The sequence below is a fragment of the Nostoc sp. NOS(2021) genome (assembly GCF_017115025.1).
Classification (GTDB): Bacteria; Cyanobacteriota; Cyanobacteriia; order Cyanobacteriales; family Nostocaceae; genus Nostoc.
In genome coordinates this window covers 1-22482 of sequence record NZ_JABXKM010000055.1, presented here as the reverse complement: position 1 = coordinate 22482, position 22482 = coordinate 1, and the positions used below count along the sequence as shown (strand labels likewise).

The following is a 22482-nucleotide window of genomic DNA, read 5'->3' as shown; positions in this document are numbered from 1 at the left end:
GGAGACTTTGACGTAAGTCAAAGGCGGGGTGGGGTTCTTTTTTTGATTTATGCAAGAAGTCTATTCACGAAAACAGCAGGAGTGACCATCCATCTTTAGCATAGGTATTTTTGCCACTTTTTATTCAAGACCCTCTTGACCATTTCTATATGATACGCTACCGTAGCGTATACATACCAGATTTAATTTTAGCTTTGGCGTAGGCGTAGCCTAACTCAGGTATCGCTTTGACATCTCCCAAATATTACTTGTGCTAACAATGGCTACCAACATTAAAACTTCCACCTTTGATCAATTTGGTTATGTGCAGGGGCCATTGAAGTGGGCGATCGCTTTTACGGCTTCCCTTGGTGCAATCTTAGAAGTAATTGATACTAGTATTGTTAACGTTGCCCTGACTGATATCCAAGCCAGCCTGGGTGCAACTGTCAGTGAAGTAGGTTGGGTGGTGACTGGATATGGAATTGCAAATGTCGTCTTAATTCCCTTATCTGCATGGCTGGGAGATTACTTTGGGCGCAAAACCTACTTTATCTTCTCGTTGATAGGCTTTACCATTGCCTCGATTTTATGCGGGTTGGCATTTAATCTACCGATGCTGATTATTTCTCGAATTATTCAAGGTTTATGTGGTGGCGGGTTGCTAGCTAAAGCACAAGCGATTTTGTTCGAGACTTTTCCACCTGCTGAACAAGGTTTGGCCCAGGCAGTTTTTGGGGTAGGTGTAATTTCTGGCCCAGCCATCGGCCCAACTTTAGGGGGATTCTTGGTAGATGGTTTGGGCTGGCGCTGGATTTTCTTTGTTAATATTCCCTTCGGGATCATTGCAGTGGCGATGTCCTTGGCATTTTTGCCCAAAGATAAAGATAAGAGAGAGACACAAAGCCAAGCCGTCGATTGGTTCGGGATTGGGTTTTTGGTGATTGCTGTTGGCTGTATGCAAACTTTGTTAGAGGAAGGAGAGACAGACGACTGGTTTTCCTCCAGTTTCATCACCACGTTGGCGATCGCTAGTATTATCGGCTTGGGGTTGTTTATTTGGCGAGAACTGAAAACAGATCACCCGGCTGTGGATTTAAGAGTTTTGCGTCACCGTTCTTTAGCTGCGGGAAGTGTTCTCTCAGCAGTGGTGGGTATGGGGCTTTATGGTACACTCTTTGCTGTGCCGATATTTGCTCAGAGTGTGCTGCACTTTACGGCAACGCAGACAGGACTATTGTTAGCGCCTGGGGCTTTAGCGTCTGCGATCGTGATGATTTTATTAGGCAAACTGTCTAGTAAAATTGATGCCCGATTTTTAATTGCAATCGGTGCTGTCGGATCATCTGGAGTCATGTTTCAACTAGCAGCAATTACCCCACAAACAGGCACAGATGATTTATTTTGGCCATTGGTATGGCGTGGGGGTTTTACTGTGTTGATGTTTCTCCCGTTGAGTCTGGCAGTTTTAGGCCCGCTACCCAAACAAGATGTTTCTGCCGGCTCTGGTTTCTACAACCTCACCCGACAACTGGGTGGTAGCATCGGCATTGCCCTACTCACCACTCTGCTTGATCGACGACAGACTTTTCATCGAGCTATCCTCTTAGCAAAACTTAGTCCTTATGATGTAGAAACCAATCAGCGCCTCGACTTGCTCAATGGGGCACTCCAAAGCCAAGGCATAGATGCGGCAACAGCGCAACAACAAGCACTAGCTTTAATTAGTCAAATAGTAGATACCCAAGCTGCTGTTTTATCTTACGCAGATTGCTTTCAAGTCGTAGGGGTAGGGTTCCTTTGCTCATTACCTTTGTTACTATTCCTGGGTAAAGGCGGTGCAGGAGCAAAAGCGCCAGTTGGTCACTAGGGTAAAGTAAATAGCGATCGCATCCCAATTTGAAATTATCTGATTGCAAAACTACGTAAAAACACGGCTTGAAAATTATTCTCTGCCGAAAGTCACAGAAGAAAGTCAATATACACTGATTTATCTGGATCAGAAAAGTAAAAGTCCCGCTCAGTTTTGAGCAGGACTAGATGAAGTCTTATTGCTAAAATTAGAAATCTTTATCTTAGAAAAAGTTCATAATTGTAATAATGCTAACGCTAGTCAACATCATTAAAGCGCCCATAATTATAGATTCGCCTAATGGATTACGGGATTTTGAATTGTTCATGTAAGTAAAATCCTTTTTATTAATTGTTTCTTAACCATATCAAAATCAGTATAAATATCTATAAAAGTACTGTAAAACTTAAATTACCGTAAAGTTTCTTAGTAAATACGGAGTTTTCTCCTTATGTAATTATTTTTACCGAGTATTGGTGATTTCCCCCTGCTCCCCATTCTCGATGCCCGATGCCCAATGCCCCATACCCAAAATGTAGTAATTCCCGAACAGAATAATTACCTTATCTCCGAGCGGAATACGCGCCTTTATGGGATAAAATAAATATTAATCAAGGTAAAAATATTTGAATAGAAGATTATCATGACAGTCTCCACGGCATCTAGAAACCAAACGATCGCTTTTGACTTAGAGAAATTAAATGAGCAATTTGAAACTGCCACTCCCAAAGAAATACTGGCATGGTCTATAGAAAATATCCCAACAGGACTGGTACAAACCAGCGCCTTTAACGTGGATGACATGATAATTACCCATATTCTTTACAGTGAACTGAAGCATCCCGTTCCTGTGATCTTTCTCGACACCTTGCACCACTTCCCTGAAAGCCTAGAATTAGTAGCTAAAGCCAAACAAATCTACAACCTGGATTTGCAAACTTACAAAACTCCAGAACTAGATACCCGCGAAGCCTTTGAAGCCAAGTACGGCGAAAAACTCTGGGACAAAGATATTGCCCAATTCCACCACATTACAAAAATTGAACCACTGCTACGGGGTCTAGACGAACTCAACAGCGTCGCTTGGATAACTGGACGCCGCCGTGACCAAGCAGTAACCCGTGGGAATATGCCCATATTTGAATTAGACGGTAAAGGTCGGCTGAAAGTAAATCCCATAGCTACCTGGACACGCAAAGACAGCTGGGTTTACGTGGCTGAACACGGAGTCATCTACAACCCTCTACACGACAAAGGTTATCCCAGCATAGGCGACGAACCCATCACCACCAAAGTTGGCGAAGGCGAGGACGAACGCGCCGGACGCTGGCGGGGAAGTGATAAAACAGAATGTGGAATTCATATTTAGTCATTGGTCATTTGTCATTTGTCATTAGTATTAGACAAAGGACAAATGACTAAGAACAAAGGACAAATATGATCAAAATCCTCCACCTCTCCGACATCCACATGGGAAGCGGCTTTTCCCACGGACGAATTAATCCCGCAACTGGATTAAATACACGGTTGGAGGATTTTGTCAATACCTTGTCTAAATGTATTGACCGAGCGCTGACAGATGTTGTTGATATGGTGATATTTGGTGGCGATGCTTTCCCGGATGCTACACCACCGCCTTATGTACAACAAGCTTTTGCTAGCCAGTTTCGCCGTCTGATGGATGCCAATATTCCCACAGTGCTGTTGGTGGGCAACCACGACCAACATTCTCAAGGACAAGGAGGAGCGAGTTTAAATATTTACCGCACTTTGGGAGTACCGGGATTTGTTGTTGGTGATACATTAACTACTCACTGCATCGAAACCCGCAATGGTAAAGTGCAAGTAATCACCCTGCCTTGGCTGACCCGTTCCACCCTGATGACTCGCCAAGAGACTGAAGGTTTGTCTTTGGCGGAAGTCAACCAACTATTAACGGAACGCCTACGAGTTGTTATAGAAGGGGAAATTCGCCGTCTTGACCCCGATGTGCCTACTGTCCTTTTGGCTCACTTGATGGCTGACAATGCTACCTTGGGCGCAGAACGCTTTTTGGCAGTAGGTAAAGGCTTTACTCTACCCCTATCTTTGCTGACACGACCTTGTTTTGATTATGTAGCGTTGGGACACGTCCACCGCCACCAAAATCTGAATAAATCCAACAACCCGCCTGTGATTTATCCCGGAAGCATTGAGCGGGTAGATTTTAGCGAAGAAAAAGAAGACAAAGGCTATGTGATGCTAGAACTAGAGCGGGGGAGCGCTGAATGGGAATTTTGTCCCTTAACAGTTCGGACTTTCCGCACTATTGAAGTGGATATCTCGAAAGCAGATGATCCGCAGGCGGTTTTAATGAAAGCGATCGCTAAGTATGATATTCAAGATGCTGTAGTGCGGCTAATTTACAAACTCCGCTCCGAACAGATGGATTTAATTGACAGTTCCTCTCTACATACTGCTTTAAGTCCCGCTCATACCTACACCATTCAAGCAGAATTAGTCAGTCAATTAGCTCGACCCCGGATTCCTGAATTGAGTGCAAGTAGCAGCATCGACCCAATGGAAGCATTGAAAACTTACTTGAACAATCGTGAAGACCTCAAAGACATCGCAGCATCAATGCTGGATGCAGCACAGAAGTTGCTAACAGATGATGTGGAAGTTTGGCTGGAAGCAGCAACTAGTGAGTAGGATATGCCAATTATTCGCCGACAAGCTCCTATAACCCTTTGATGGATTGTCCGATACAGGTTAGGATAATTCATCAATTAGAGGAAAAACTTCAAGCACGCTTAATCGCGCTGTAACATGACAATCACCCAAATTTGTATAGCACTTTTGAGTTGAGTCCAATACAGACCTAACCCCCAACCCCTTCCCTACTAGCGTTGGGGAGTAAAATTCAAAGCCTCTCTCCTTTTAGGCTACGGTGTACACACAAGTCCTAAAAACCTAGCTTGATGAGGTTTTTCTCGTTCCCAGTCGGAGACTGGGAATGCATTCATTGAGTCTCCGACTCAATGTCTGACTGGAGGCAGCAGCCCCTAATCAGCCATTCCCACGCAGAGCATGGGAACGAGAGAACAATGATAAATCGAGCTTTTTTCGACTTGTGTGTACACCGTAGCCTTTTAGGAGAGATGTTTGGAAGTGAGGTCAGGGTGTATTGCATACAAACGAGCGTAGACGCGGAGCGGCTTGTCGTCAGACATCGCTATATTTGGGCAGATTCTTGAGGAGTTTGCTACTCTACTATCAATTGTGTTTTTCTTCTAGTCAGAGGAAATTTTGAATTCAGTAAATAAAGTTATCGAGCCTTGAATAAGCTACTCTTTACAGGTAAATTTTTTCGTTTAATGGCTTTTGTCCTACCGCTAATCATGTGGTGGGGATACAAAGAAGTACAAAACCAATTTGTACAGCCGCAAGCAGTTGTAGTGTTAGGTGGTTCAACGAGACATTTAGAGCGAGAGAAGTTTACAGCAAAATTTGTTCGCGAGCATCCAAATATACCAATTTGGATTACTGGGGGTAGTCCACCTAGATTCACCCAACGAGTGTTTACCAAAGCTGGTGTTGATCCCAAACGTTTACACTTGGACTATGAAGCCGTAGATACAGTTACTAATTTTACTACGTTGGTGGATGATTTGCAAGCTCGCGGTATCAAGAGCATTTATTTGATTACTTCAGACTTCCATATGCGCCGGGCTTGTGTAATCGGCGAAATCATTTTGGGTAGTCGGGGTATTTATTTAAAACCAGTGCCAGTTCCTTCAGAAAAACCCCCTGAATCTATCGAAAAATCTATCCGGGATGGAGCTAGAGCGATACTTTGGTTAGCAACTGGTTACACTGGTGTGGATGCAGCTAAAAATAAACGGTAAATCAAACCAATTTTGGATTTTGGATTTTAGATTTTGGAATTGAAATCTTCAGATTCAGAAGGTTTATCGATTTGAAACAAGACAAACTATTCCAAGTTGGTATGATTTATGGGAATTTGCATGATCTTGACCTAAGTCAATACAGGCAAATTAAGAGAACTAATGCCAATAATCCTGATATTAAGTAAGTAATAACAGACACATGAAACTACAATTATCGAAAAACTAGTGCAACATCAACCCTCAAACAACACAATATAAAAACCAATTAACAATTTTTGCTCATTTTGTTGCTTGGTGAATACTTTACGTCCACCAAAGTTTCGAGCGGCGGCTTGGGTAACTCGAATTTATCTGTGTAGTTCGGGGAAAAAACGTCCCAATTCCCTCCACAATTTGATACCCTAGCTTAAACAGATTTGAGAAAAATTAAAGCGTGGAAATTCAACTTGGGCGGGGAAAAATAGCTCGCAGAGCTTACGGAATAGATGAAATTGCTCTAGTCCCCGGTAACAGAACACTAGACCCTAGTTTGGCAGAGACTAAGTGGCGTATTGGCAATATTGAGCGAGAAATCCCGATAATTGCCAGTGCGATGGATGGCGTAGTAGATGTTCGCATGGCTGTACGTTTGTCACAGTTAGGAGCATTAGGTGTCCTCAATTTAGAGGGGATTCAAACTCGCTATGCTGACCCAGAGCCAATATTAGATCGGATTGCCTCTGTGGGTAAAGATGAATTTGTTGCCCTGATGCAAGAACTCTATGCCGAACCAATAAAGCCAGAATTAATTGAACTACGTATTCAGCAAATTAAACAACAAGGTGGCATTGCGGCGGTGAGTGCAACTCCAGCCGGTGCAAGTAAATATGGTGAGGCGGTGGCCAAAGCTGGGGCAGATTTATTTTTTATCCAGGCTACGGTAGTTTCTACTGCACATCTATCACCAGAGTCTTTAGTACCTCTTGATTTAGCAGAATTTTGCCGTTCCATGCCCATCCCCGTGGTATTGGGGAATTGCGTGACTTACGAAGTGACTTTGAATTTATTGAAAGCTGGGGCGGCTGGGGTACTGGTAGGAATTGGGCCTGGTGCCGCTTGTACTTCTCGTGGGGTGTTGGGTGTGGGTGTGCCACAAGCGACTGCGATCGCAGATTGTGCTGCGGCACGAGATGATTACTACAAGGAAACTGGTAACTATATCCCCATTATTGCTGATGGTGGTTTAATCACCGGTGGCGACATTTGTAAATGCATCGCCTGCGGTGCCGATGGTGTGATGATTGGCTCCCCCTTTGCCAGAGCCGCCGAAGCCCCAGGACGAGGTTATCATTGGGGTATGGCGACTCCCAGCCCAGTCTTACCTCGTGGCACCCGCATTCGCGTTGCCACCACTGGTAGCCTAGAGCAAATACTCATTGGCCCAGCAGGACTAGATGATGGCACTCACAATCTTTTAGGAGCCTTAAAGACGAGTATGGGCACTTTGGGAGCGAAAAATATTAAAGAAATGCAACAAGTGGAAGTTGTAATTGCGCCTTCCTTATTAACCGAGGGTAAAGTTTACCAAAAAGCTCAACAATTAGGTATGGGTAAATAGAATTGGGGCATAGAGCATGGAGACAAGGGAGACAAGGGAGACAAGGAGAATAACCCATGCTCTATGCCCACTACCCAATGCCCAATGCCCAATGCCCAATGCCCACTACCCAATGCCCACTACCCAATGCCCAATGCCCAATGCCCACTACCCAATTCTGGAATAAATTTTTCCATGCCCCTAAACAATTGCTGGAAAAATCCGATATGTCGCCTACAATAGAGATAGCGGAGACGCATGTTTCCGTTCACTCCTCACACCACACTCCGCCCGGACTACTGTTCGGGCGGTTCCTTATGTTTGTAAATAAAATAAGAGAGCTTCTTTGCAAATGTACATCCTCTACTCCCAAGCTGAGGTTTTTGCTATGGTAGAATTTTCACCAAGCTCAGATATTATTGGCGAAGGTTTTAGGCATGTCAACAGCCGCACAAGTTACCGATTCTAGTTTCAAGCAAGAAGTACTCGACAGCGATGTACCCGTTTTAGTTGACTTTTGGGCACCCTGGTGCGGACCATGCCGTATGGTAGCTCCTGTTGTCGATGAAATCTCCGAACAGTACAAAGGTCAAATAAAGGTTGTAAAAGTCAATACAGATGAAAATCCTAATGTTGCTAGTCAGTACGGCATCCGCAGCATTCCCACATTAATGATTTTTAAGGGTGGACAAAAAGTGGATATGGTGGTCGGCGCAGTGCCTAAAACTACATTAGCTTCCACTCTCGAAAAGTATCTTTGAAACTCAATCGGCAATAAAATCCTCTTGAGTTATCCATGTTGTTCTAACTTTAGGTTAATTTTTATAAACAAGTTTGAGAGGCGCAAATTTATCGTCTCTCAACTTGTTTACATTTGTATACAGTTTCCGATTCCGAATATTTTTAGGAGTTTTCTACCTCAAAAACAACTCCCTAATTCCTGTACTACCAATTTCCACCGCTATACCAATTCTCGTTTGGATTCAACACATGGTAGGGGCACAGCAATGCTGTGCCCCTACGAGTGGTCTGTATTCCATGCAACTGAGAACCGCTATAGCATCGCCAACAGAAAACCCAAAAGCTGAGTCACGTCGCTTCTCTACGAGCCGCTGCGCGTAGCTTGCTTAAGAGAAGGGGTACGCTCCGAATTCAAAAGTCAAAATTCAAAATAAATTTAGTTGCTCTGTAATACAGAAATATCCACAGCAGACAGCTTTTATCAGGGTTTGATCACAACCTAATCCCAATCTTGGTCAGTTTGCTAGAACCTGAAGGGAGATTAAGATCAGCAATAAAACAAGTCTGTTAAAGAAAAGCAACGCTGACGCATTTCTAATTAAGTTCCACAGATGTTTAACTAGCGATATATTTTGATAATCTATCTTCCATAAATCAACTATTCGTTGTTGAATCTATGAAGTCTTATTTAGCCGCCGCTATTCAATTGACCAGTGTGCCCGATTTACAGAAAAATTTGGCACAGGCAGAAGAATTAATAGAGCTTGCCGTGCGTCAAGGTGCCCAATTGGTAGGTTTGCCAGAAAACTTTTCCTATATGGGAGAAGAAAAAGACAAACTCGCCCAAGGCGATGCGATCGCTCGTGAAAGTGAAAATTTTCTGAAAAAAATGGCTCAACGCTTTCAAATTACGATCTTGGGCGGCAGCTTTCCACTTCCGGTAGACAATACAGGCAAAGTTTATAACACCACTCTACTCATCGACCCAAACGGTCAAGAACTTGCCCGCTACTACAAAGTACACCTATTTGATGTTGATGTCCCCGACGGCAATACCTATCGTGAATCCAGCACGGTTGTAGCTGGTACGCAACTACCGCCCGTCCATTTCTCAGAAAAACTTGGTAATTTAGGGCTTTCTATTTGTTATGATGTCCGCTTCCCTGAACTGTACCGTCATCTGGCAGAGAAGGGAGCCGATGTGATCTTTATTCCCGCCGCCTTTACCGCCTTTACAGGCAAAGACCACTGGCAAGTACTACTACAAGCCAGAGCCATCGAAAATACCGCCTACGTCATTGCTCCTGCCCAAACAGGGAATAACTACGCCCGCCGTCTAACCCACGGCCACGCCGTTATTATCGACCCTTGGGGTGTAATTTTAGCCGATGCTGGGGAGAAGCCAGGAATTGCGATCGCTGAAATCAACCCCACTAGGCTCGAACAAGTCCGCCGTCAAATGCCATCTTTACAACATCGGGTATTTTAGACGCAGGGGAGCAGGGGGATGAGGGAGAGCAGGGGGAGCAAGGGAAGAACTATTGATATATTGACCCATGCCCCATGCCCTATGCCCTATACCCAGTCCTGATGAATAAAACAAAAAACCGGGTAACCGCCCGGTTTATGCCAATACAAGAATCCTCAGTCTTTTAGGAGCATAGCACTGTGCCCCTATTTATTTGTTGTCAAAATTAAACTTTAGCCGCTGCTTTAGTAACAACGTTGAGTTCACCTTTAGCATACTTAGCAGCAAAATCTTCCAAAGAAATTTGTTTGATCTTGCTTGCATTGCCAGCTGTGCCAAATTGCTGATAGCGTTCAGCACAAACCTTCTGCATATATGTAATAGAAGGCTTGAGGAAGTGACGAGGGTCAAACTCCTCTGGTTTTTTAGCCAAAGCTTCACGTACAGCAGCCGTAATAGCCAACCGATTATCGGTGTCAATATTTACCTTACGTACACCGCTCTTGATGCCTTTTTGGATTTCTTCTACAGGTACACCGTAGGTTTCAGGAATTGCACCACCATACTGGTTAATCAGTGCAAGCAAATCTTCCGGTACAGAAGAGGAACCGTGCATTACCAAGTGGGTGTTGGGCAAACGGCGGTGAATTTCTTCGATACGGCTGATTGCCAAAATTTCCCCAGTCGGCTTGCGGGTAAACTTGTAAGCACCGTGGCTTGTGCCAATGGCAACTGCCAAAGCATCTACTTGGGTTGCTTCTACGAAGTCAACAGCTTCATCGGGGTCAGTTAAGAGTTGGGAGTGGTCGAGTGTACCCTCAAACCCGTGACCATCTTCAGCTTCACCAGCACCAGTTTCTAGAGAACCCAAACAACCGAGTTCACCTTCAACGCTGACACCCAGAGCATGAGCTACATTTACAACTTCGCGGGTAACATTGACGTTGTACTCGAAGCTAGCGGGGGTCTTAGCATCAGCTTCTAAAGAACCATCCATCATCACGCTGGTGAAGTTGTTCTTAATTGCTGAGTAGCAGGTAGCAGGTGCATTCCCATGATCTTGGTGCATGACAATGGGAATCTGAGGATAGGTTTCTACCGCTGCCAAAATTAGGTGGCGCAAGAAGTTTTCTCCTGCATAAGCACGAGCGCCACGAGAAGCTTGCAAAATTACGGGGCTATCTGTCTCGACAGCAGCCTTCAGGATCGCCTGAATCTGCTCCAAATTGTTAACGTTGAAAGCTGGGATGCCGTAACCGTTTTCAGCTGCGTGATCCAACAGCAGCCGCAGTGGTACAAGCGCCATAGATAGTCCTCCTAATGTGGTTGTCAGCTAGTTGGTGTGAGAGAAGCGTAATAATCACGCTAAATCTTAAGAGTTTTTTCAACTTATAGGAAATTATAACTAGTGTCGTGTGTCTATGTTGAAAAAGTTTACGCCATAGTTACTATAAATATGCCCTATACTTGCTCTCTACTGCTGTACTATGCCCCATACTTGCTGTGTATTGCTGTACATTTAGCTACCCTACAACTACTAGCTCTGGTAGCCCAGTATCCCAAATGGTGATCTCAAAGCGATCGCTTACTTGATTATAAAGCGATCGCGCCTTGGCTCTCAAAATTTTATCCACAAGCGATCGCTTCAACCCAAAGGTACTAACTTCTGACAAATGCTGTAAGGGTGTTTTCCCCTAACTTTTGCATTTGGGATTAGATTATGCCTAAACTACAGAATTATTCAAATTTTACTATCAAGGGGCGATCGCACTTACAGCAATTAAAAAATGGAGCGATCGGCCTCTGATGCCATTCTATAAACTTTTATATGGGTCGCCCGGGATTCGAACCCGGAACTAATCGGTTAAAAGCCGAGTACTCTACCGTTGAGTTAGCGACCCTTTCGCTGCATTTCGCAACTTTGCCATCATAGCATAAACATCTGTAGATTTGTAAAGCGGTTTAGAAAAAATCTGCCGTTAACCGCACAGATGCCGTGTAGCTGCTTCCTGGTTCTAACACAGTCAGGTTTTCACCAGTGTTCAGGGAGTTACGAGGAGCGCTCCACGGTTCTAGACAGTAGAAATCTTTGCCTTTGAGCGTCCAAAACACCAAAATCGGATATTTATTGCTATAATCCAGAGTCAGTTTTAACTTGCGGCTGTTGTCTGTCACAGATGCCGATTGACTGGTTAGCTGCTTAAAGGCAACGTCAATTTCATCGCGGCTAAAGTCAAAATTACCATTGAAGGGGTGAATTTCCTTGGTTATCTGGTCTTGATACTTTTGGGAAGGAATTTCAAACTCTAACCCAGCTTTATCAACCGTCAGAAAATAAGGATGGAAACCCGTAGAAAAGGGCAGTGATCTGGATGAAAGATTTTTATACTGCTGCCGAATTTCTAAGGTATTACCTTGGAGTTCGTAAGTGAACAGCACTTGAAAGTCAAAAGGATAAACAGCCCGTGTTTGCTCGTTGCTGTTGAGGACGAGGGTGAGGCTAACTTTATCTTGAGTTACTTGGTCAGTTACTTCCCACGGGAGATCACGGGCAAAGCCGTGTTGTTTGAGAGTATACTGCTGCCCATTGTGAGTATAAGTATTATCCGGTATATTGCCGCAGATCGGAAACAAAATAGGATTCCCACCCCTGACGCTCAAATCAGGGTTAGCAAAACGCTCAGTATCTAAGTAGAAAATTTCTTGCCCCTGTATACGCCAGCGAGTGATGATACCACCACGTTCTGGGACAACTTCCAGTTGAGAACCAGCGGTTTCATCTGAAAGGATGTAGGTTTTGTATTGTTGCTGTTGAACTGCAATGGTAAACACAAATTTAGTCCTAATTGGGCATTGGGTATTGGGCATTGGGCATTGGGCATTGGGCATTGGGCATTCTCCTTGTCTCCCTTGTCCCGATGCCCGATGCCCCATGCCCCAGAATTTATTCGTCTTCTGCAAAAACGAAGCGATATAACTCGCTGGGGTCTGGTTCGGGGCTGCTTTCGGCGAATTGAACTGCCTCGTCGATTACACCCTGAATTTTACGGTCAATGGCTTTGAGTTCTTCCTCATCCGCCAGGTTTTGCACCAGCAAATAAGCTGCCAACTTCTTAATTGGGTCACGGGCGAACCAAAATTCTTTCTCAGCTTTGCTTCGCATTTCATCTGGGTCAGCCAAGGAGTGACCCCGGAAGCGGTAGGTAAGTGCCTCAATTAATGTTGGGCCTTCACCTGCACGGGCACGGGCTACAGCTTCTTGGGCCACGGCTCTTACTGCTAGTACATCCATGCCATCTACTTCCACGCCCACCATGTTAAATACACTGGCTTTTTTATAAATCTCTGGCTGGGAAGTGGCTCGCTCGTGAGACATCCCAATGGCCCACTTATTATTTTCGACCACAAACAGAATTGGCAGTTTCCATAGGGCTGCCATATTTAGCGTCTCGAAAAACTGACCGTTGTTAGCTGCACCGTCGCCAAAAAAGCAAGCTGTCACTTGGTCAGCATTTTGATCTCCTAGCACTTCGCGGCGGTATTTGCTTTGAAAAGCTGCTCCAGCTGCCACAGGAATTCCCTCAGCCACAAAAGCATAGCCACCCAGCAAGCGATGTTCGGCAGAAAACATGTGCATAGAACCACCGCGCCCTTTGCTGCAACCTGTGGCTTTGCCAAATAATTCTGCCATTACCTCTTTTGCTGGTACACCCGCACTCAGAGCATGAACGTGGTCGCGGTAGGTACTACAAACGAAATCTTCACCCGGTCGCATTGACTGCACAACACCACTGCAAACGGCTTCTTGACCGTTGTACAAATGGACAAAACCAAACATTTTACCCCTGTAGTACATTTCAGCGCACTTGTCTTCAAACAAGCGCCCTAATACCATATCCTCATACAACCGTAACGCTTCTTCCTTAGTAATGTGCGTAGTAGCAGGATTAAATGTGGGTAAAGTACGCTCTTGAACCATTATTTTTGAGTATCCCTGTTGTACAACTTAAAGTTACGGTCTTAAATAAACTTGATCTGATAACACCTCAGCTTTTAACAGGCTAGCGTTTGTAAGACTCAACAATCAAACTTTATTTATGCACCAAAAAAGGGTCTTAGGGAATAGCTGAACTTTTAATTTTTGATTTTTAACTTTTCAGCCCATGCCCCGTGAGGATTTAACTCTAACGGCAACATCTACCGTTTTGGGTTTTTTTCTCTCACCATTCCCTTTCATAGACCAATACGCTTGGGTTAGTGATATTTAGTGTTCGGAGATCCCCCCAACCCCCCTTAAAAAAGGGGGCTAATATCTCTTTTACCCCCTTTTTTAAGCAATACAGTTCAGTTAAGCATTTTTTCCTTCTCTTCCTTCTCTGCGAGACGCTGCGCGTTGGCGTCACCCGACGCACCAGAAGGCGGTTTGTTAAAAAAATTGACTTTGATAAAGAGTTAAGCCTTAAGTGAACCGTATTGCTTTTTAAGGGGGTCGCCGCAGGCGGGGGGATCTTAACCCAAGCGATTGCTTCATAGATTAGCAATCAAGATAGACTGCTTTCTGCATATCCATTAACAATTTAAAAAAAAGGACGCAAAAATCTCTATATCCAAATATCTATACCCAAAGACGTAATTGTAATTAAAGGTTAATTATGATATGATTTTTTCTCCTGTTATCAGGGTCACACCCCCAATAATGGTATTTTAGTGAGCGCCTACTGGGAAAGTCCCGAAAAAATCAATCATCAATAGATTCTTGCAACCACAATATTTATACCGTCACTAAAAGCGGTAGTTATGGTTTGTGGTATCGAAGGCTGATAATAGTCGTGTTAAACAAAAATACTAAGAATTAAGACAAAAAAGTAAATCTTTCTGGGCGAAAGCAAAAAATTAGTACTAGAATGTGACTCAAAATTTCGGAAAGGTACAAAACAAGTTGTTGCAATATACACTTATAGAGTAAATTCTACACGGCATTCTTATGGCACGGTTTTACAGGCCTGGAAAGCTCTAGGTGAATTATGTTGATCACGGTGCAGGGGAAGTAGGCTGTGCGAATTCCGCTAGATTACTACCGAATTTTAGGACTACCGTTAGCGGCAAGTGATGAACAATTGCGACAGGCATACAGCGATCGCATTGTACAATTGCCACGACGTGAGTATTCTCAGGCTGCAATTTCTTCTCGTAAACAACTCATAGAAGAAGCTTACGTGGTTTTATCAGATCCAAAACAACGCAGTACCTACGATCAGCTTTATCTTGCCCACGCCTATGACCCTGATAACCTTGCTGCTGCCGCAGTAGCACTGGAAAATCGTACAGAAAGTACCAAAAGGGGTATTGACACCCAGAGTCTGGGCATCGAAATTACCCAAGACGAATTAGTTGGCGCTTTATTAATTTTGCAAGAGTTGGGGGAATACGAACTTGTACTGAAACTAGGTCGTCCGTACCTGGTAAATAAAAATAGTGCTACAAGTGCAAGAAAAGGCAATAATTTAGCAGACGAAGAAATATACGAAAGTGCTGAACATCCAGATGTTGTTCTCACTGTTGCCTTTGCTTGTCTAGAATTAGGTCGGGAACAGTGGCAGCAAGGTCACTATGAAAATGCCGCCATATCCCTAGAAACTGGTCAAGAACTGCTAGTACGCGAAGGGTTGTTCTCCAGTGTACAGGCGGAAATTCAGGCGGATCTTTACAAATTGCGACCATATCGAATTTTGGAGTTGCTGGCACTACCTCAAGAAAAGACTGCCGAACGACGCCAAGGCTTGGAATTATTGCAAAACCTCTTAGAAGATCGTGGTGGGATTGATGGCACGAGCAATGATGAATCTGGTTTAAATATAGATGACTTTCTACGATTTATCCAGCAGTTACGCAACCACCTAACAGTCGCAGAGCAACACAAGTTATTTGAAGCCCAAAGCAAACGTCCTTCTGCTGTTGCCACTTACTTAGCCGTTTATGCGTTGATAGCACGGGGATTTGCTCAACGGCAACCAGCTTTAATTCGTCAAGCAAGACAAATGCTCATACGTCTGGGCAAGCGCCAAGATGTACATTTAGAACAGTCGCTATGTGCATTACTCTTGGGACAAACCCAAGAAGCAACTCGTGTTTTAGAACTTAGTCAGGAGTACGAAGCTTTAGCTTTTATTCGGGAAAAATCTCAAGACTCTCCAGATTTGTTACCGGGGCTGTGTCTATATGCAGAACAGTGGTTACAACACGAAGTATTTCCACATTTTCGAGATTTAGCAAACCAGCAAGCTTTCCTAAAAGATTACTTTGCTAATCAACAAGTGCAAGCTTATTTAGAAGCACTGCCAACGGATGCAGAAACAACTAATGAATGGGCTGTAATTAACCCCCAGTATTTTCCCCAGCCGCAGACAAATAATCCCCCTTTCCCCAAGAATTCAACTAGGAATTCAGGGCAATTTAATTACAGCAGAACACCTGACCTAGATTTACCAGAAACACCAACAAAAGAAACACCCGAATATTCAAACTTCTCACCACCCATGTGGAATTCATCTGGGAGTGTAAAATCAGAGGTTCCTACTGCCGAACGGATGAGCAGAGGCACTAATCACCATTTGAACGGTTCAGCTAAGACTGCTGCACCCGGTCATAACCAAAAGCGTCGGCGGAGAAAACCTACTCCACCTGCTAGCCGAGAGCGTGTACCAGATAATCGTCCTCATGCTCGTCGTCCCCGGCGGCGGCGAACTTTTGCTAACACCATAGAAGGGAAAACACGGCTAGTATGGAGAGTGTTTATTTCTTTGGTGAGTATATTAGTTTTCTGGGTGTTAGTCACAACAACTTTTGGATGGTTAAAAAATTTGTTTTTCCGTACACGATCTGCGCCCGATTCACAATTGTTTATACAGATAAATCAACCACCAATATCTATTCCTGATCCAAACAGTAAACTACAATCATCAGATGGGCCTTTAACAGATGCAACGGCAGAGGAACTCATTCGGACTTGGCTATCTACCAAAGCCGCAGCTTTAGGGCCGAATCATCAGATTACTAATTTAGAGGAGATTTTAACTGGTTCAGCTTTGTCTCAATCGCGGCAGACTGCTCAACAGTATCGGTTAGACAATCTCTACCGCAAGTATGACCATAGCCTGAAGGTGGAATCTGTAGAGAAAATTGATTTATTTGCAGATCGTGCCGCAGTGGAAGCTACGGTTAAGGAAGGGTCACAGTTATATGAAAATGGTCAGTTTAAAAACTCTTCTAACGATAATTTGCGAGTTCGGTATGATTTAATTCGACAACGAGGTAAATGGCGTATCCAGAGTATATCTGTTGTGAATCAAATCAGATAAGTTTGAATTTTTAGGCAATGTCTACGACGGGCTAATAACTTTCCAACACCCCTAACAAACTCTTCAACATCAAATAAGCAGAAGTCCCTCCTGGATCTTGATGTCCGATACTCCGTTCTCTCAGGTAGCTAGCCCGTCCCTTTTTCGCTTGCATGGGTATAGTTTCCTGCAACCCTATTTGGGCTGCTGCTACAGCTTGTTGCAGAGCTTCCAGCGTTCCCTTGCTTTCTCCTACAGCTTGCCTAAAAGCGGCTACAGCCGGAGATAGCACATCCACCATTGTTTTGTCTCCTAGTTGCGCTTTGCCACGTTGCAGTACGCCGTCTAAGCCTGCTTGGAGTATTCCTAAAACATCTTGTTCTGTTAATTCTTGCTTACCAACTACTGCTGTACTTGCTCGCAAAAACCAGGTGCCATAAAGAGGGCCACTAGCACCGCCAATAGAAGAAATCAAGGTCATACTCACGGTTTTGAGAATGTTGGCGATGTCCTTGTCTGCAACAGTTGGTAACTGAGCGATCGCCTTTTTGAAGCCCCGATCCATATTGATCCCGTGGTCAGCATCTCCGATCGCAGCATCTAATTCTGTCAAATATGCTTTGTTCTGCTCTATTTCGGTTGCAAATGCCCGCAACCATTGTAATATCTGTGCCTGACTCACCATATCAAAATAATTCGTAATTAGTTAAATTCCCCAGCGCCAACTCGACGTTTTTACTGGTGCATCCCATAGCCGGATCATCTCATCATCTAATTTCAGCAGGGTAATGGAGCAACCTTGCATTTCTAGAGATGTGATGTAAGGGCCGATCAAGTTTCGCACAATTTGCAATCCTTGCTGTTCACAGATTTGGGCGAGTTTGCGGTAAACAATATACAGTTCGGAAACTGGAGTTCCACCCATGCTATTGACAAAAGCTAATAGGCGATCGCCTTTTGCAAATGGGAGATTTGTTAGTTCTACATCTACCCATTCTCCTTTGTCTTCATCCCACTCGCGTAGTGTGCGGCTGTATGCTGTATCCTCAATGAGCGATCGCGTCAAAATTTCGGTGATCTCATCTACTGATTTTATGGCTGTGCGTTCTGTTCCTGGCTCACCGTGAATACCGATACCTAATTCGATTTCGCGATCGCTCAATTCAAATGTCGGCGTTCCATTAGCTGGCACTGTACAAGATGTTAGAGCAATTCCCATACTCCGCCCATTCACATTTACTCGGCGACATAAATTTGCTATTTGTGGCAAATCATACCCCATCTCTGCGGCTGCGCCACAAATTTTTTCCGCCAGTATTGTTGTTCCCACACCCCGGCGTCCTTGGGTATAGAGGCTATCCTTCACAGCCACATCGTCATCAATCAAAATATTTAGGACTCGAATGCCCTCACCACGGGCTAACTCCGTTGCCATCTCAAAGTTCATGACATCGCCACTGTAATTTTTGACGATATAAAGGATACCAGAGCCTCCATCTACTTGCTTGGCTGCTTCTAGCATTTGGTCAGGAGTAGGTGAAGTGAAAACTTCACCAGGACAAGCGGCATCCAGCATTCCTCTGCCCACGAAGCCAGCGTGCATTGGTTCATGTCCACTGCCACCACCAGAAATAATTGCTACTTTACCCTCTATAGGTGCATCAGATCGATAGACAAAAGCGGGATCATAGTTCAGTTTAATTAAATCGGAATGAGCCGCCGCCATACCTTCTAGACTTTCCCGCACAAAGTCTTCCGGCTTGTTGATCAGCTTTTTCATAATCCGTGTTTGGTTAAAAGGGTGGTAAAACCCAGCTTATAGCGATCGCTCGTTTGTATGCAATAAAGTCTGACCTCTCTCTAAATCTCTCTCCTTTTAGGAGAGAGACTTTGAATTTTCCCCCTTCCCGGCGCGGGAAGGGGGTTAGGGGGTTAGGTTTTTCTAGATGAAGTGAAAAGTCAGTTATTTAATGTCAATTCAAAGATTCCATCAACTCAATACACTTGTGCATCTGCTGGCGCATGGTTTCTTTATCAGCATGAAACCTTCGCCCATGACCTGGTAGCACCCACTCAAAAGAGTAATTAGCCAAGTTCCGCATTGATTTAGTCTGTTCTGACCAAGAATACCAGCAGGCGCCGTGGAATGCAGCCAGTTGGTGCAAGCTTTCTGACCAAGCGAGATGGTCGCCAGTGAAGAGAAACTTATTTTTATAAAGTAGGACTGTTTGTCCTTTGGTGTGACCGGGAACTGGGATAATTAATAAATCTGGAGTCAAAGTAAATGGTTCAGAACCAGTTAGCTGTATTTCCACATTGCGAGTATCCGCAGTAATATCATCAACGTGGAGGATGCGATCGCACTGAAAATGCTCGGCAAACTTTTGATGATCTGCCACATCATCTTTATGAGTTAGGTACATATAACGAATTGGCCCCAGTTCTTCTAAACGCTTGACTAAAGGCGGCGTAAACCGAGGAGAATCCACCAAAATATTACCTTCTGGAAGTTGAATTAAATAGCTAGCAGCACCGTAAGATTTTTCAGAATGATAGCCGCAGTGGTAAATATTTTCCGCTACTAATATTGGAAACTGTTGTTGAGCAACTTTGATATCTTTGGGTTTCTCAACTGTGCCAATAGAACTAGTAGGACAAGCTAAAAGTGCTTCCAGCGCTGCTAATCTTTGGGCCTCATTCGTTGGTTGATGATAAACCACCGACTGTTCATCTACACGAGAAAACACTTCAGGAGTCATCCAGCGACAGGTATCACAATCAATACAGGTAGTATCTACATAAAAATCGCCGTTGACATTTTGGGAGCGACGCTGATTTAAATGTGCCATATTAATCCTTTTGCTTCCAGGCGCTTACTGGAGAGCGATAAACTCTATATCACTACGCTAGCAAAAGTAAGTTGAGACTGGAGAAGCCACTAGAAGTAATTTGCTCAAAAATATAATGGCTCATGAAACCCAGTCGGCAGAAAATGGGAAAACTTAATAGACACCATCTGCTGATTCCCAAATATGCTTTACTGTTCCAATACCATGATATTAACTACCTTTGGAATAAATATAGCAACGGACACTTTGGTTTCAATGTCCAAAAACAAATTTGGCAAAATATGGGAGGAAACAAGGAGCCAGATTCGGAAGCTTGGTCTAGTTTTGCCTCTGAAGTAGGATGGTTGCGTTCTAAAATGGGAAGGCAGAAATTATTGTTTTTTATAGATTCATTTGAAGAAATTCCTACTGTATGGTTTGATAACCTTATCTTCTCTATAAAAGCTCCAAAAGGCCATTTACCATGTTTTAGCATTACTGGGATGACATTAGTAGTGAGTTTGATTTTACTACGATGTGAAGAGTGTGGGCTTTAAAATCTAGTATTTATGGAAAGATTCGCTATGACTGAAATTGTATTTATTGTTGAAGATGATCCAGATGGTGGTTATACAGCAGTAGCTCTAACGGAGTCAATTTTTACTCAGGCTGACGATATAGAAACACTACAGGAAATGATTCGTGATGCAGTTCACTGCCATTTTCCTAACGAAGAAAATCGTCCCCGAAGAATCTTAATTAAATAATAAGGCATTAAAAATTTTAAGTTTTGGATTTTAAGTTTTAGAGATGCGTAGGCGTAGCCCGTCGTAGACATCGCTGTTCCCAATTTACAATAATTACATATCAGAGGATTAGCTATGAAATGGCGTGTGATTCTTGAATCAGACCCAGAAACAGGCGATTGGGCTGTATGGTATCCAGAGTTACCTGGCTGTACTTCAGCAGGAGAAACTGAAGAAGAAGCTTTGGAAAATATTAAAGAAGCAATTCAATTGTATTTACAGGCGGAATCAATTGAGTTAGCTCCTGGTGCGATCGCACGACAGATTATTGTCTCATGAGCGATCGGGCATATAATTTATAACGCCTCCCATTCATCTCTGCTTATATTAGCTTGACGTAATATTCTATTTAATAAGCTTGGGCTGATGTCTCCCTGATGTGGATTGGGAATTGTCAGCTTTAATTCACCTTTCACCATGTATTGATGTTTACCACCTGGGTAAGGCCCATCAAAACCTACATCTTTCAGGTAACGAATCAGATCCCGCCGATTAATCGATCCAAAGGGTGGCATTAGGCGACCTCTTTGGTGAAATTCAAGTCAACACCATCGAGTATCGGTAGAGTATGACCCAAACGCAATCCTAAAATAATCCATCCTTCAAGAGTATCTTGCAAATCCTCCCGGCAAGCTTCGAGTGTTGCAGCGTTTGCCCACACTCCTTGACATTCTGGAATTTCGCTATAAAAAGTTCCATCCTCAAGCAACTCGTAGGTTGCTTTGTGCAATGCTGTACGAATGTAATTTGTCAACATTTAGATTTTTGATCAATTTGCCTATGACTAAAATTTTACTTTTAATCGCAAATCCGCCAAACTCTAATTATTATGTATAATTCTTAATTTCTGAAAATGCGATCGCGCCCCTTTCCCAAACGCGATCGCTAAATTTTCCATCCCCTAACTGATAAAATGCAGCTGATTAATCGCTGCACTAATTAGATTATGGGTGACAGGAAGACTATCAACTACCATCCCCAGACACAACAGCATCATGTAGGAGATGGAATAGAGAAACAACTCTTTAGCGACAGTGCGATCTTCTGGATTTTGCAACAAACGCCAAGATTTGTGGATAAATAATCCTCCCAGAATTAGGGCGATCGCAGCATAAAGAATTCCACTTGCGCCCAAGGGATAAACCAATAACGCGGTTGCAACTACGGTAAGCAGGGTATAATACCAAATCTGCCTCACGGTTGCCGTATCACCTTCAATCACAGGTAGCATTGGTATCCCCACCTTTGCGTAATCGTCCCGAATCATCAGAGCTAGCGCCCAGAAATGGGGCGGTGTCCACAAAAAGACGATGGCAAAAATTAACCACGCTGACCAGCTTAAAGTGCCTGTGACAGCAGCCCAACCCACTAACGCCGGAATTGCCCCAGCCGCCCCACCAACAACGATATTCTGGGTAGTGTGGCGTTTTAGCCAGTGGGTGTAGACCAAAATGTAAAAGACAATGCCAGAGAAGGCTAGCAGTGCGGCTAACAGGTTGGCAAATACTGCCAAGAGTGTAAAGGAAATCGTCGCCAGTGCGATCGCAAAAATTAGAGCATCGCGCGGCTGCACCTTACCGGAAGGTATCGGACGATGGCGCGTCCGTTCCATGTCATAATCAATATCCCGATCATAGACACAGTTAATCGTCTGGGCGCTTGCAGCCGCCAAGGTGCCACCAGTGAGAGTTACTAGCAACAGCAATGGGTCTACTTCTCCCTTAGCAGCAATCCACATACTCCCAGCCGTAGTAATCAAAAGCAACGGAATAATCCGAGGTTTCGTTAGCTGGTAGTAACTTTGAACTACTTGTAAAAATGTTTCGTGGTGGCGAGAGACATTAGTCTCAATCATTTTGGCTCTGGTTCCTTATTTTTCAACAACTTATATGCAGCCCCCGCTCAAGCTGGCTCTTTCAGGCAAACGAAAACACAGATTTTCTGCACCTGCGTGGGTCGCAATACTCGCCGTTGCGCCTCTCACTGGGGAGTGGGGAGTGGGGAC

Annotated in this window: 22 protein-coding genes and 1 tRNA gene; 12 read left to right on the top strand and 11 right to left on the bottom strand. The window is 44.0% G+C overall.

Annotation, left to right across the window (positions count from 1 at the left end):
- Positions 1 to 259: 259 nt before the first annotated feature.
- The 8 genes from HWQ41_RS06510 (at position 260) to HWQ41_RS06475 (ending at position 9527) form a co-directional block, all read left to right on the top strand.
- A complete protein-coding gene (locus HWQ41_RS06510; RefSeq protein WP_292760818.1) occupies positions 260 to 1849 on the top strand; it encodes a DHA2 family efflux MFS transporter permease subunit in 1590 nt (529 codons plus the stop codon).
- A gap of 625 nt (positions 1850 to 2474) precedes the next feature.
- A complete protein-coding gene (gene cysH, locus HWQ41_RS06505; protein ID WP_292760817.1) occupies positions 2475 to 3200 on the top strand; it encodes a phosphoadenosine phosphosulfate reductase in 726 nt (241 codons plus the stop codon).
- A gap of 68 nt (positions 3201 to 3268) precedes the next feature.
- Positions 3269 to 4522, top strand: a complete 1254-nt coding sequence (locus HWQ41_RS06500; protein WP_292760815.1) for an exonuclease SbcCD subunit D — start codon at positions 3269 to 3271, stop codon at positions 4520 to 4522.
- Positions 4523 to 5187: 665 nt separating this feature from the next.
- A complete protein-coding gene (locus HWQ41_RS06495) occupies positions 5188 to 5718 on the top strand; it encodes a YdcF family protein (protein WP_292760820.1) in 531 nt (176 codons plus the stop codon).
- 436 nt (positions 5719 to 6154) lie between these two features.
- Positions 6155 to 7318 carry a GuaB3 family IMP dehydrogenase-related protein gene (locus HWQ41_RS06490; RefSeq protein WP_292760813.1) on the top strand — a complete coding sequence of 388 codons (1164 nt, stop codon included), beginning with the start codon at positions 6155 to 6157 and terminating at the stop codon, positions 7316 to 7318.
- Between the two features lie 63 nt (positions 7319 to 7381).
- Positions 7382 to 7540 (top strand): hypothetical protein, encoded by a 159-nt coding sequence (locus tag HWQ41_RS06485; RefSeq protein WP_292760811.1) that lies wholly within the window; start codon positions 7382 to 7384, stop codon positions 7538 to 7540.
- A gap of 194 nt (positions 7541 to 7734) precedes the next feature.
- Positions 7735 to 8058 carry a thioredoxin gene (trxA, locus tag HWQ41_RS06480; protein WP_069070846.1) on the top strand — a complete coding sequence of 108 codons (324 nt, stop codon included), beginning with the start codon at positions 7735 to 7737 and terminating at the stop codon, positions 8056 to 8058.
- 656 nt (positions 8059 to 8714) lie between these two features.
- Positions 8715 to 9527, top strand: a complete 813-nt coding sequence (locus tag HWQ41_RS06475) for a carbon-nitrogen hydrolase family protein (protein WP_292760809.1) — start codon at positions 8715 to 8717, stop codon at positions 9525 to 9527.
- A gap of 205 nt (positions 9528 to 9732) precedes the next feature.
- On the opposite strand, the gene fba is transcribed toward HWQ41_RS06475, so the two are convergent.
- The 5 genes from fba to pdhA form a co-directional block, all read right to left on the bottom strand.
- Entirely contained in the window at positions 9733 to 10812 is a 1080-nt protein-coding gene (gene fba, locus HWQ41_RS06470; protein ID WP_194004712.1) for a class II fructose-bisphosphate aldolase, read from the bottom strand.
- Between the two features lie 217 nt (positions 10813 to 11029).
- Positions 11030 to 11179 (bottom strand): hypothetical protein, encoded by a 150-nt coding sequence (locus tag HWQ41_RS06465; protein ID WP_292760806.1) that lies wholly within the window; start codon positions 11177 to 11179, stop codon positions 11030 to 11032.
- Positions 11180 to 11335: 156 nt separating this feature from the next.
- A tRNA-Lys gene (locus tag HWQ41_RS06460) sits at positions 11336 to 11407 on the bottom strand.
- A 61-nt stretch (positions 11408 to 11468) separates the two neighbouring features.
- Positions 11469 to 12338 carry an aldose epimerase gene (locus HWQ41_RS06455; protein ID WP_292760819.1) on the bottom strand — a complete coding sequence of 290 codons (870 nt, stop codon included), beginning with the start codon at positions 12336 to 12338 and terminating at the stop codon, positions 11469 to 11471.
- Positions 12339 to 12450: 112 nt separating this feature from the next.
- Positions 12451 to 13485: a pyruvate dehydrogenase (acetyl-transferring) E1 component subunit alpha gene (gene pdhA / locus HWQ41_RS06450; RefSeq protein ID WP_292760804.1), complete on the bottom strand. Its 1035-nt coding sequence runs from the start codon at positions 13483 to 13485 to the stop codon at positions 12451 to 12453.
- 1075 nt (positions 13486 to 14560) lie between these two features.
- On the opposite strand from pdhA, the gene HWQ41_RS06445 reads away from it, so the two are divergent.
- Positions 14561 to 16864: an IMS domain-containing protein gene (locus HWQ41_RS06445; protein WP_292760802.1), complete on the top strand. Its 2304-nt coding sequence runs from the start codon at positions 14561 to 14563 to the stop codon at positions 16862 to 16864.
- 31 nt (positions 16865 to 16895) lie between these two features.
- On the opposite strand, the gene dhaL is transcribed toward HWQ41_RS06445, so the two are convergent.
- From dhaL to HWQ41_RS06430, 3 genes are all read right to left on the bottom strand, one after another.
- Positions 16896 to 17528, bottom strand: coding sequence for a dihydroxyacetone kinase subunit DhaL (gene dhaL, locus HWQ41_RS06440; protein WP_292760800.1), 633 nt, complete (start codon positions 17526 to 17528; stop codon positions 16896 to 16898).
- Between the two features lie 21 nt (positions 17529 to 17549).
- Complete coding sequence (gene dhaK, locus HWQ41_RS06435; protein WP_292760798.1) at positions 17550 to 18623, bottom strand: dihydroxyacetone kinase subunit DhaK; 1074 nt, start codon at positions 18621 to 18623, stop codon at positions 17550 to 17552.
- Positions 18624 to 18816: 193 nt separating this feature from the next.
- Positions 18817 to 19692, bottom strand: a complete 876-nt coding sequence (locus HWQ41_RS06430) for an MBL fold metallo-hydrolase (protein ID WP_292760797.1) — start codon at positions 19690 to 19692, stop codon at positions 18817 to 18819.
- 122 nt (positions 19693 to 19814) lie between these two features.
- On the opposite strand from HWQ41_RS06430, the gene HWQ41_RS06425 reads away from it, so the two are divergent.
- The 3 genes from HWQ41_RS06425 to HWQ41_RS06415 all read left to right on the top strand — a co-directional run bounded on the left by HWQ41_RS06425 (position 19815) and on the right by HWQ41_RS06415 (position 20756).
- Positions 19815 to 20228 carry a GUN4 domain-containing protein gene (locus HWQ41_RS06425; RefSeq protein ID WP_292760795.1) on the top strand — a complete coding sequence of 138 codons (414 nt, stop codon included), beginning with the start codon at positions 19815 to 19817 and terminating at the stop codon, positions 20226 to 20228.
- 27 nt (positions 20229 to 20255) lie between these two features.
- Positions 20256 to 20438: a 2-oxoisovalerate dehydrogenase E1 subunit beta gene (locus HWQ41_RS06420; protein ID WP_292760794.1), complete on the top strand. Its 183-nt coding sequence runs from the start codon at positions 20256 to 20258 to the stop codon at positions 20436 to 20438.
- A gap of 114 nt (positions 20439 to 20552) precedes the next feature.
- Positions 20553 to 20756 (top strand): type II toxin-antitoxin system HicB family antitoxin, encoded by a 204-nt coding sequence (locus HWQ41_RS06415; RefSeq protein WP_292760793.1) that lies wholly within the window; start codon positions 20553 to 20555, stop codon positions 20754 to 20756.
- 17 nt (positions 20757 to 20773) lie between these two features.
- Here HWQ41_RS06415 and HWQ41_RS06410 read toward each other — a convergent pair whose 3' ends face one another.
- The 3 genes from HWQ41_RS06410 to HWQ41_RS06400 all read right to left on the bottom strand — a co-directional run bounded on the left by HWQ41_RS06410 (position 20774) and on the right by HWQ41_RS06400 (position 22332).
- On the bottom strand, positions 20774 to 20992 hold the full coding sequence (locus HWQ41_RS06410; RefSeq protein WP_292760791.1) for a type II toxin-antitoxin system HicA family toxin: 219 nt from the start codon (positions 20990 to 20992) through the stop codon (positions 20774 to 20776).
- The gene (locus tag HWQ41_RS06405; RefSeq protein WP_292760790.1) at positions 20992 to 21234 is read right to left on the bottom strand and encodes a type II toxin-antitoxin system HicB family antitoxin; all 243 of its coding nucleotides are present in this window, start codon (positions 21232 to 21234) and stop codon (positions 20992 to 20994) included. The genes HWQ41_RS06410 and HWQ41_RS06405 overlap by 1 nt, the downstream gene beginning before the upstream one ends.
- Before the next feature lie 144 nt (positions 21235 to 21378).
- Positions 21379 to 22332, bottom strand: a complete 954-nt coding sequence (locus HWQ41_RS06400; protein WP_292760788.1) for a heme o synthase — start codon at positions 22330 to 22332, stop codon at positions 21379 to 21381.
- Positions 22333 to 22482 lie beyond the last annotated feature (150 nt).

Coding starts and splice junctions, on each gene's coding strand:
- HWQ41_RS06510 (WP_292760818.1), top strand. CDS start 260: ATGGCTACCAACATTAAAACTTCCACCTTTGATCAATTTGGTTATGTG.
- cysH (WP_292760817.1), top strand. CDS start 2,475: ATGACAGTCTCCACGGCATCTAGAAACCAAACGATCGCTTTTGACTTA.
- HWQ41_RS06500 (WP_292760815.1), top strand. CDS start 3,269: ATGATCAAAATCCTCCACCTCTCCGACATCCACATGGGAAGCGGCTTT.
- HWQ41_RS06495 (WP_292760820.1), top strand. CDS start 5,188: ATGGCTTTTGTCCTACCGCTAATCATGTGGTGGGGATACAAAGAAGTA.
- HWQ41_RS06485 (WP_292760811.1), top strand. CDS start 7,382: ATGCCCACTACCCAATGCCCAATGCCCAATGCCCAATGCCCACTACCC.
- trxA (WP_069070846.1), top strand. CDS start 7,735: ATGTCAACAGCCGCACAAGTTACCGATTCTAGTTTCAAGCAAGAAGTA.
- HWQ41_RS06475 (WP_292760809.1), top strand. CDS start 8,715: ATGAAGTCTTATTTAGCCGCCGCTATTCAATTGACCAGTGTGCCCGAT.
- fba (WP_194004712.1), bottom strand. CDS start 10,812: ATGGCGCTTGTACCACTGCGGCTGCTGTTGGATCACGCAGCTGAAAAC.
- pdhA (WP_292760804.1), bottom strand. CDS start 13,485: ATGGTTCAAGAGCGTACTTTACCCACATTTAATCCTGCTACTACGCAC.
- dhaL (WP_292760800.1), bottom strand. CDS start 17,528: ATGGTGAGTCAGGCACAGATATTACAATGGTTGCGGGCATTTGCAACC.
- dhaK (WP_292760798.1), bottom strand. CDS start 18,623: ATGAAAAAGCTGATCAACAAGCCGGAAGACTTTGTGCGGGAAAGTCTA.
- HWQ41_RS06430 (WP_292760797.1), bottom strand. CDS start 19,692: ATGGCACATTTAAATCAGCGTCGCTCCCAAAATGTCAACGGCGATTTT.
- HWQ41_RS06425 (WP_292760795.1), top strand. CDS start 19,815: ATGAAACCCAGTCGGCAGAAAATGGGAAAACTTAATAGACACCATCTG.
- HWQ41_RS06420 (WP_292760794.1), top strand. CDS start 20,256: ATGACTGAAATTGTATTTATTGTTGAAGATGATCCAGATGGTGGTTAT.
- HWQ41_RS06415 (WP_292760793.1), top strand. CDS start 20,553: ATGAAATGGCGTGTGATTCTTGAATCAGACCCAGAAACAGGCGATTGG.
- HWQ41_RS06410 (WP_292760791.1), bottom strand. CDS start 20,992: ATGCCACCCTTTGGATCGATTAATCGGCGGGATCTGATTCGTTACCTG.
- HWQ41_RS06405 (WP_292760790.1), bottom strand. CDS start 21,234: ATGTTGACAAATTACATTCGTACAGCATTGCACAAAGCAACCTACGAG.
- HWQ41_RS06400 (WP_292760788.1), bottom strand. CDS start 22,332: ATGATTGAGACTAATGTCTCTCGCCACCACGAAACATTTTTACAAGTA.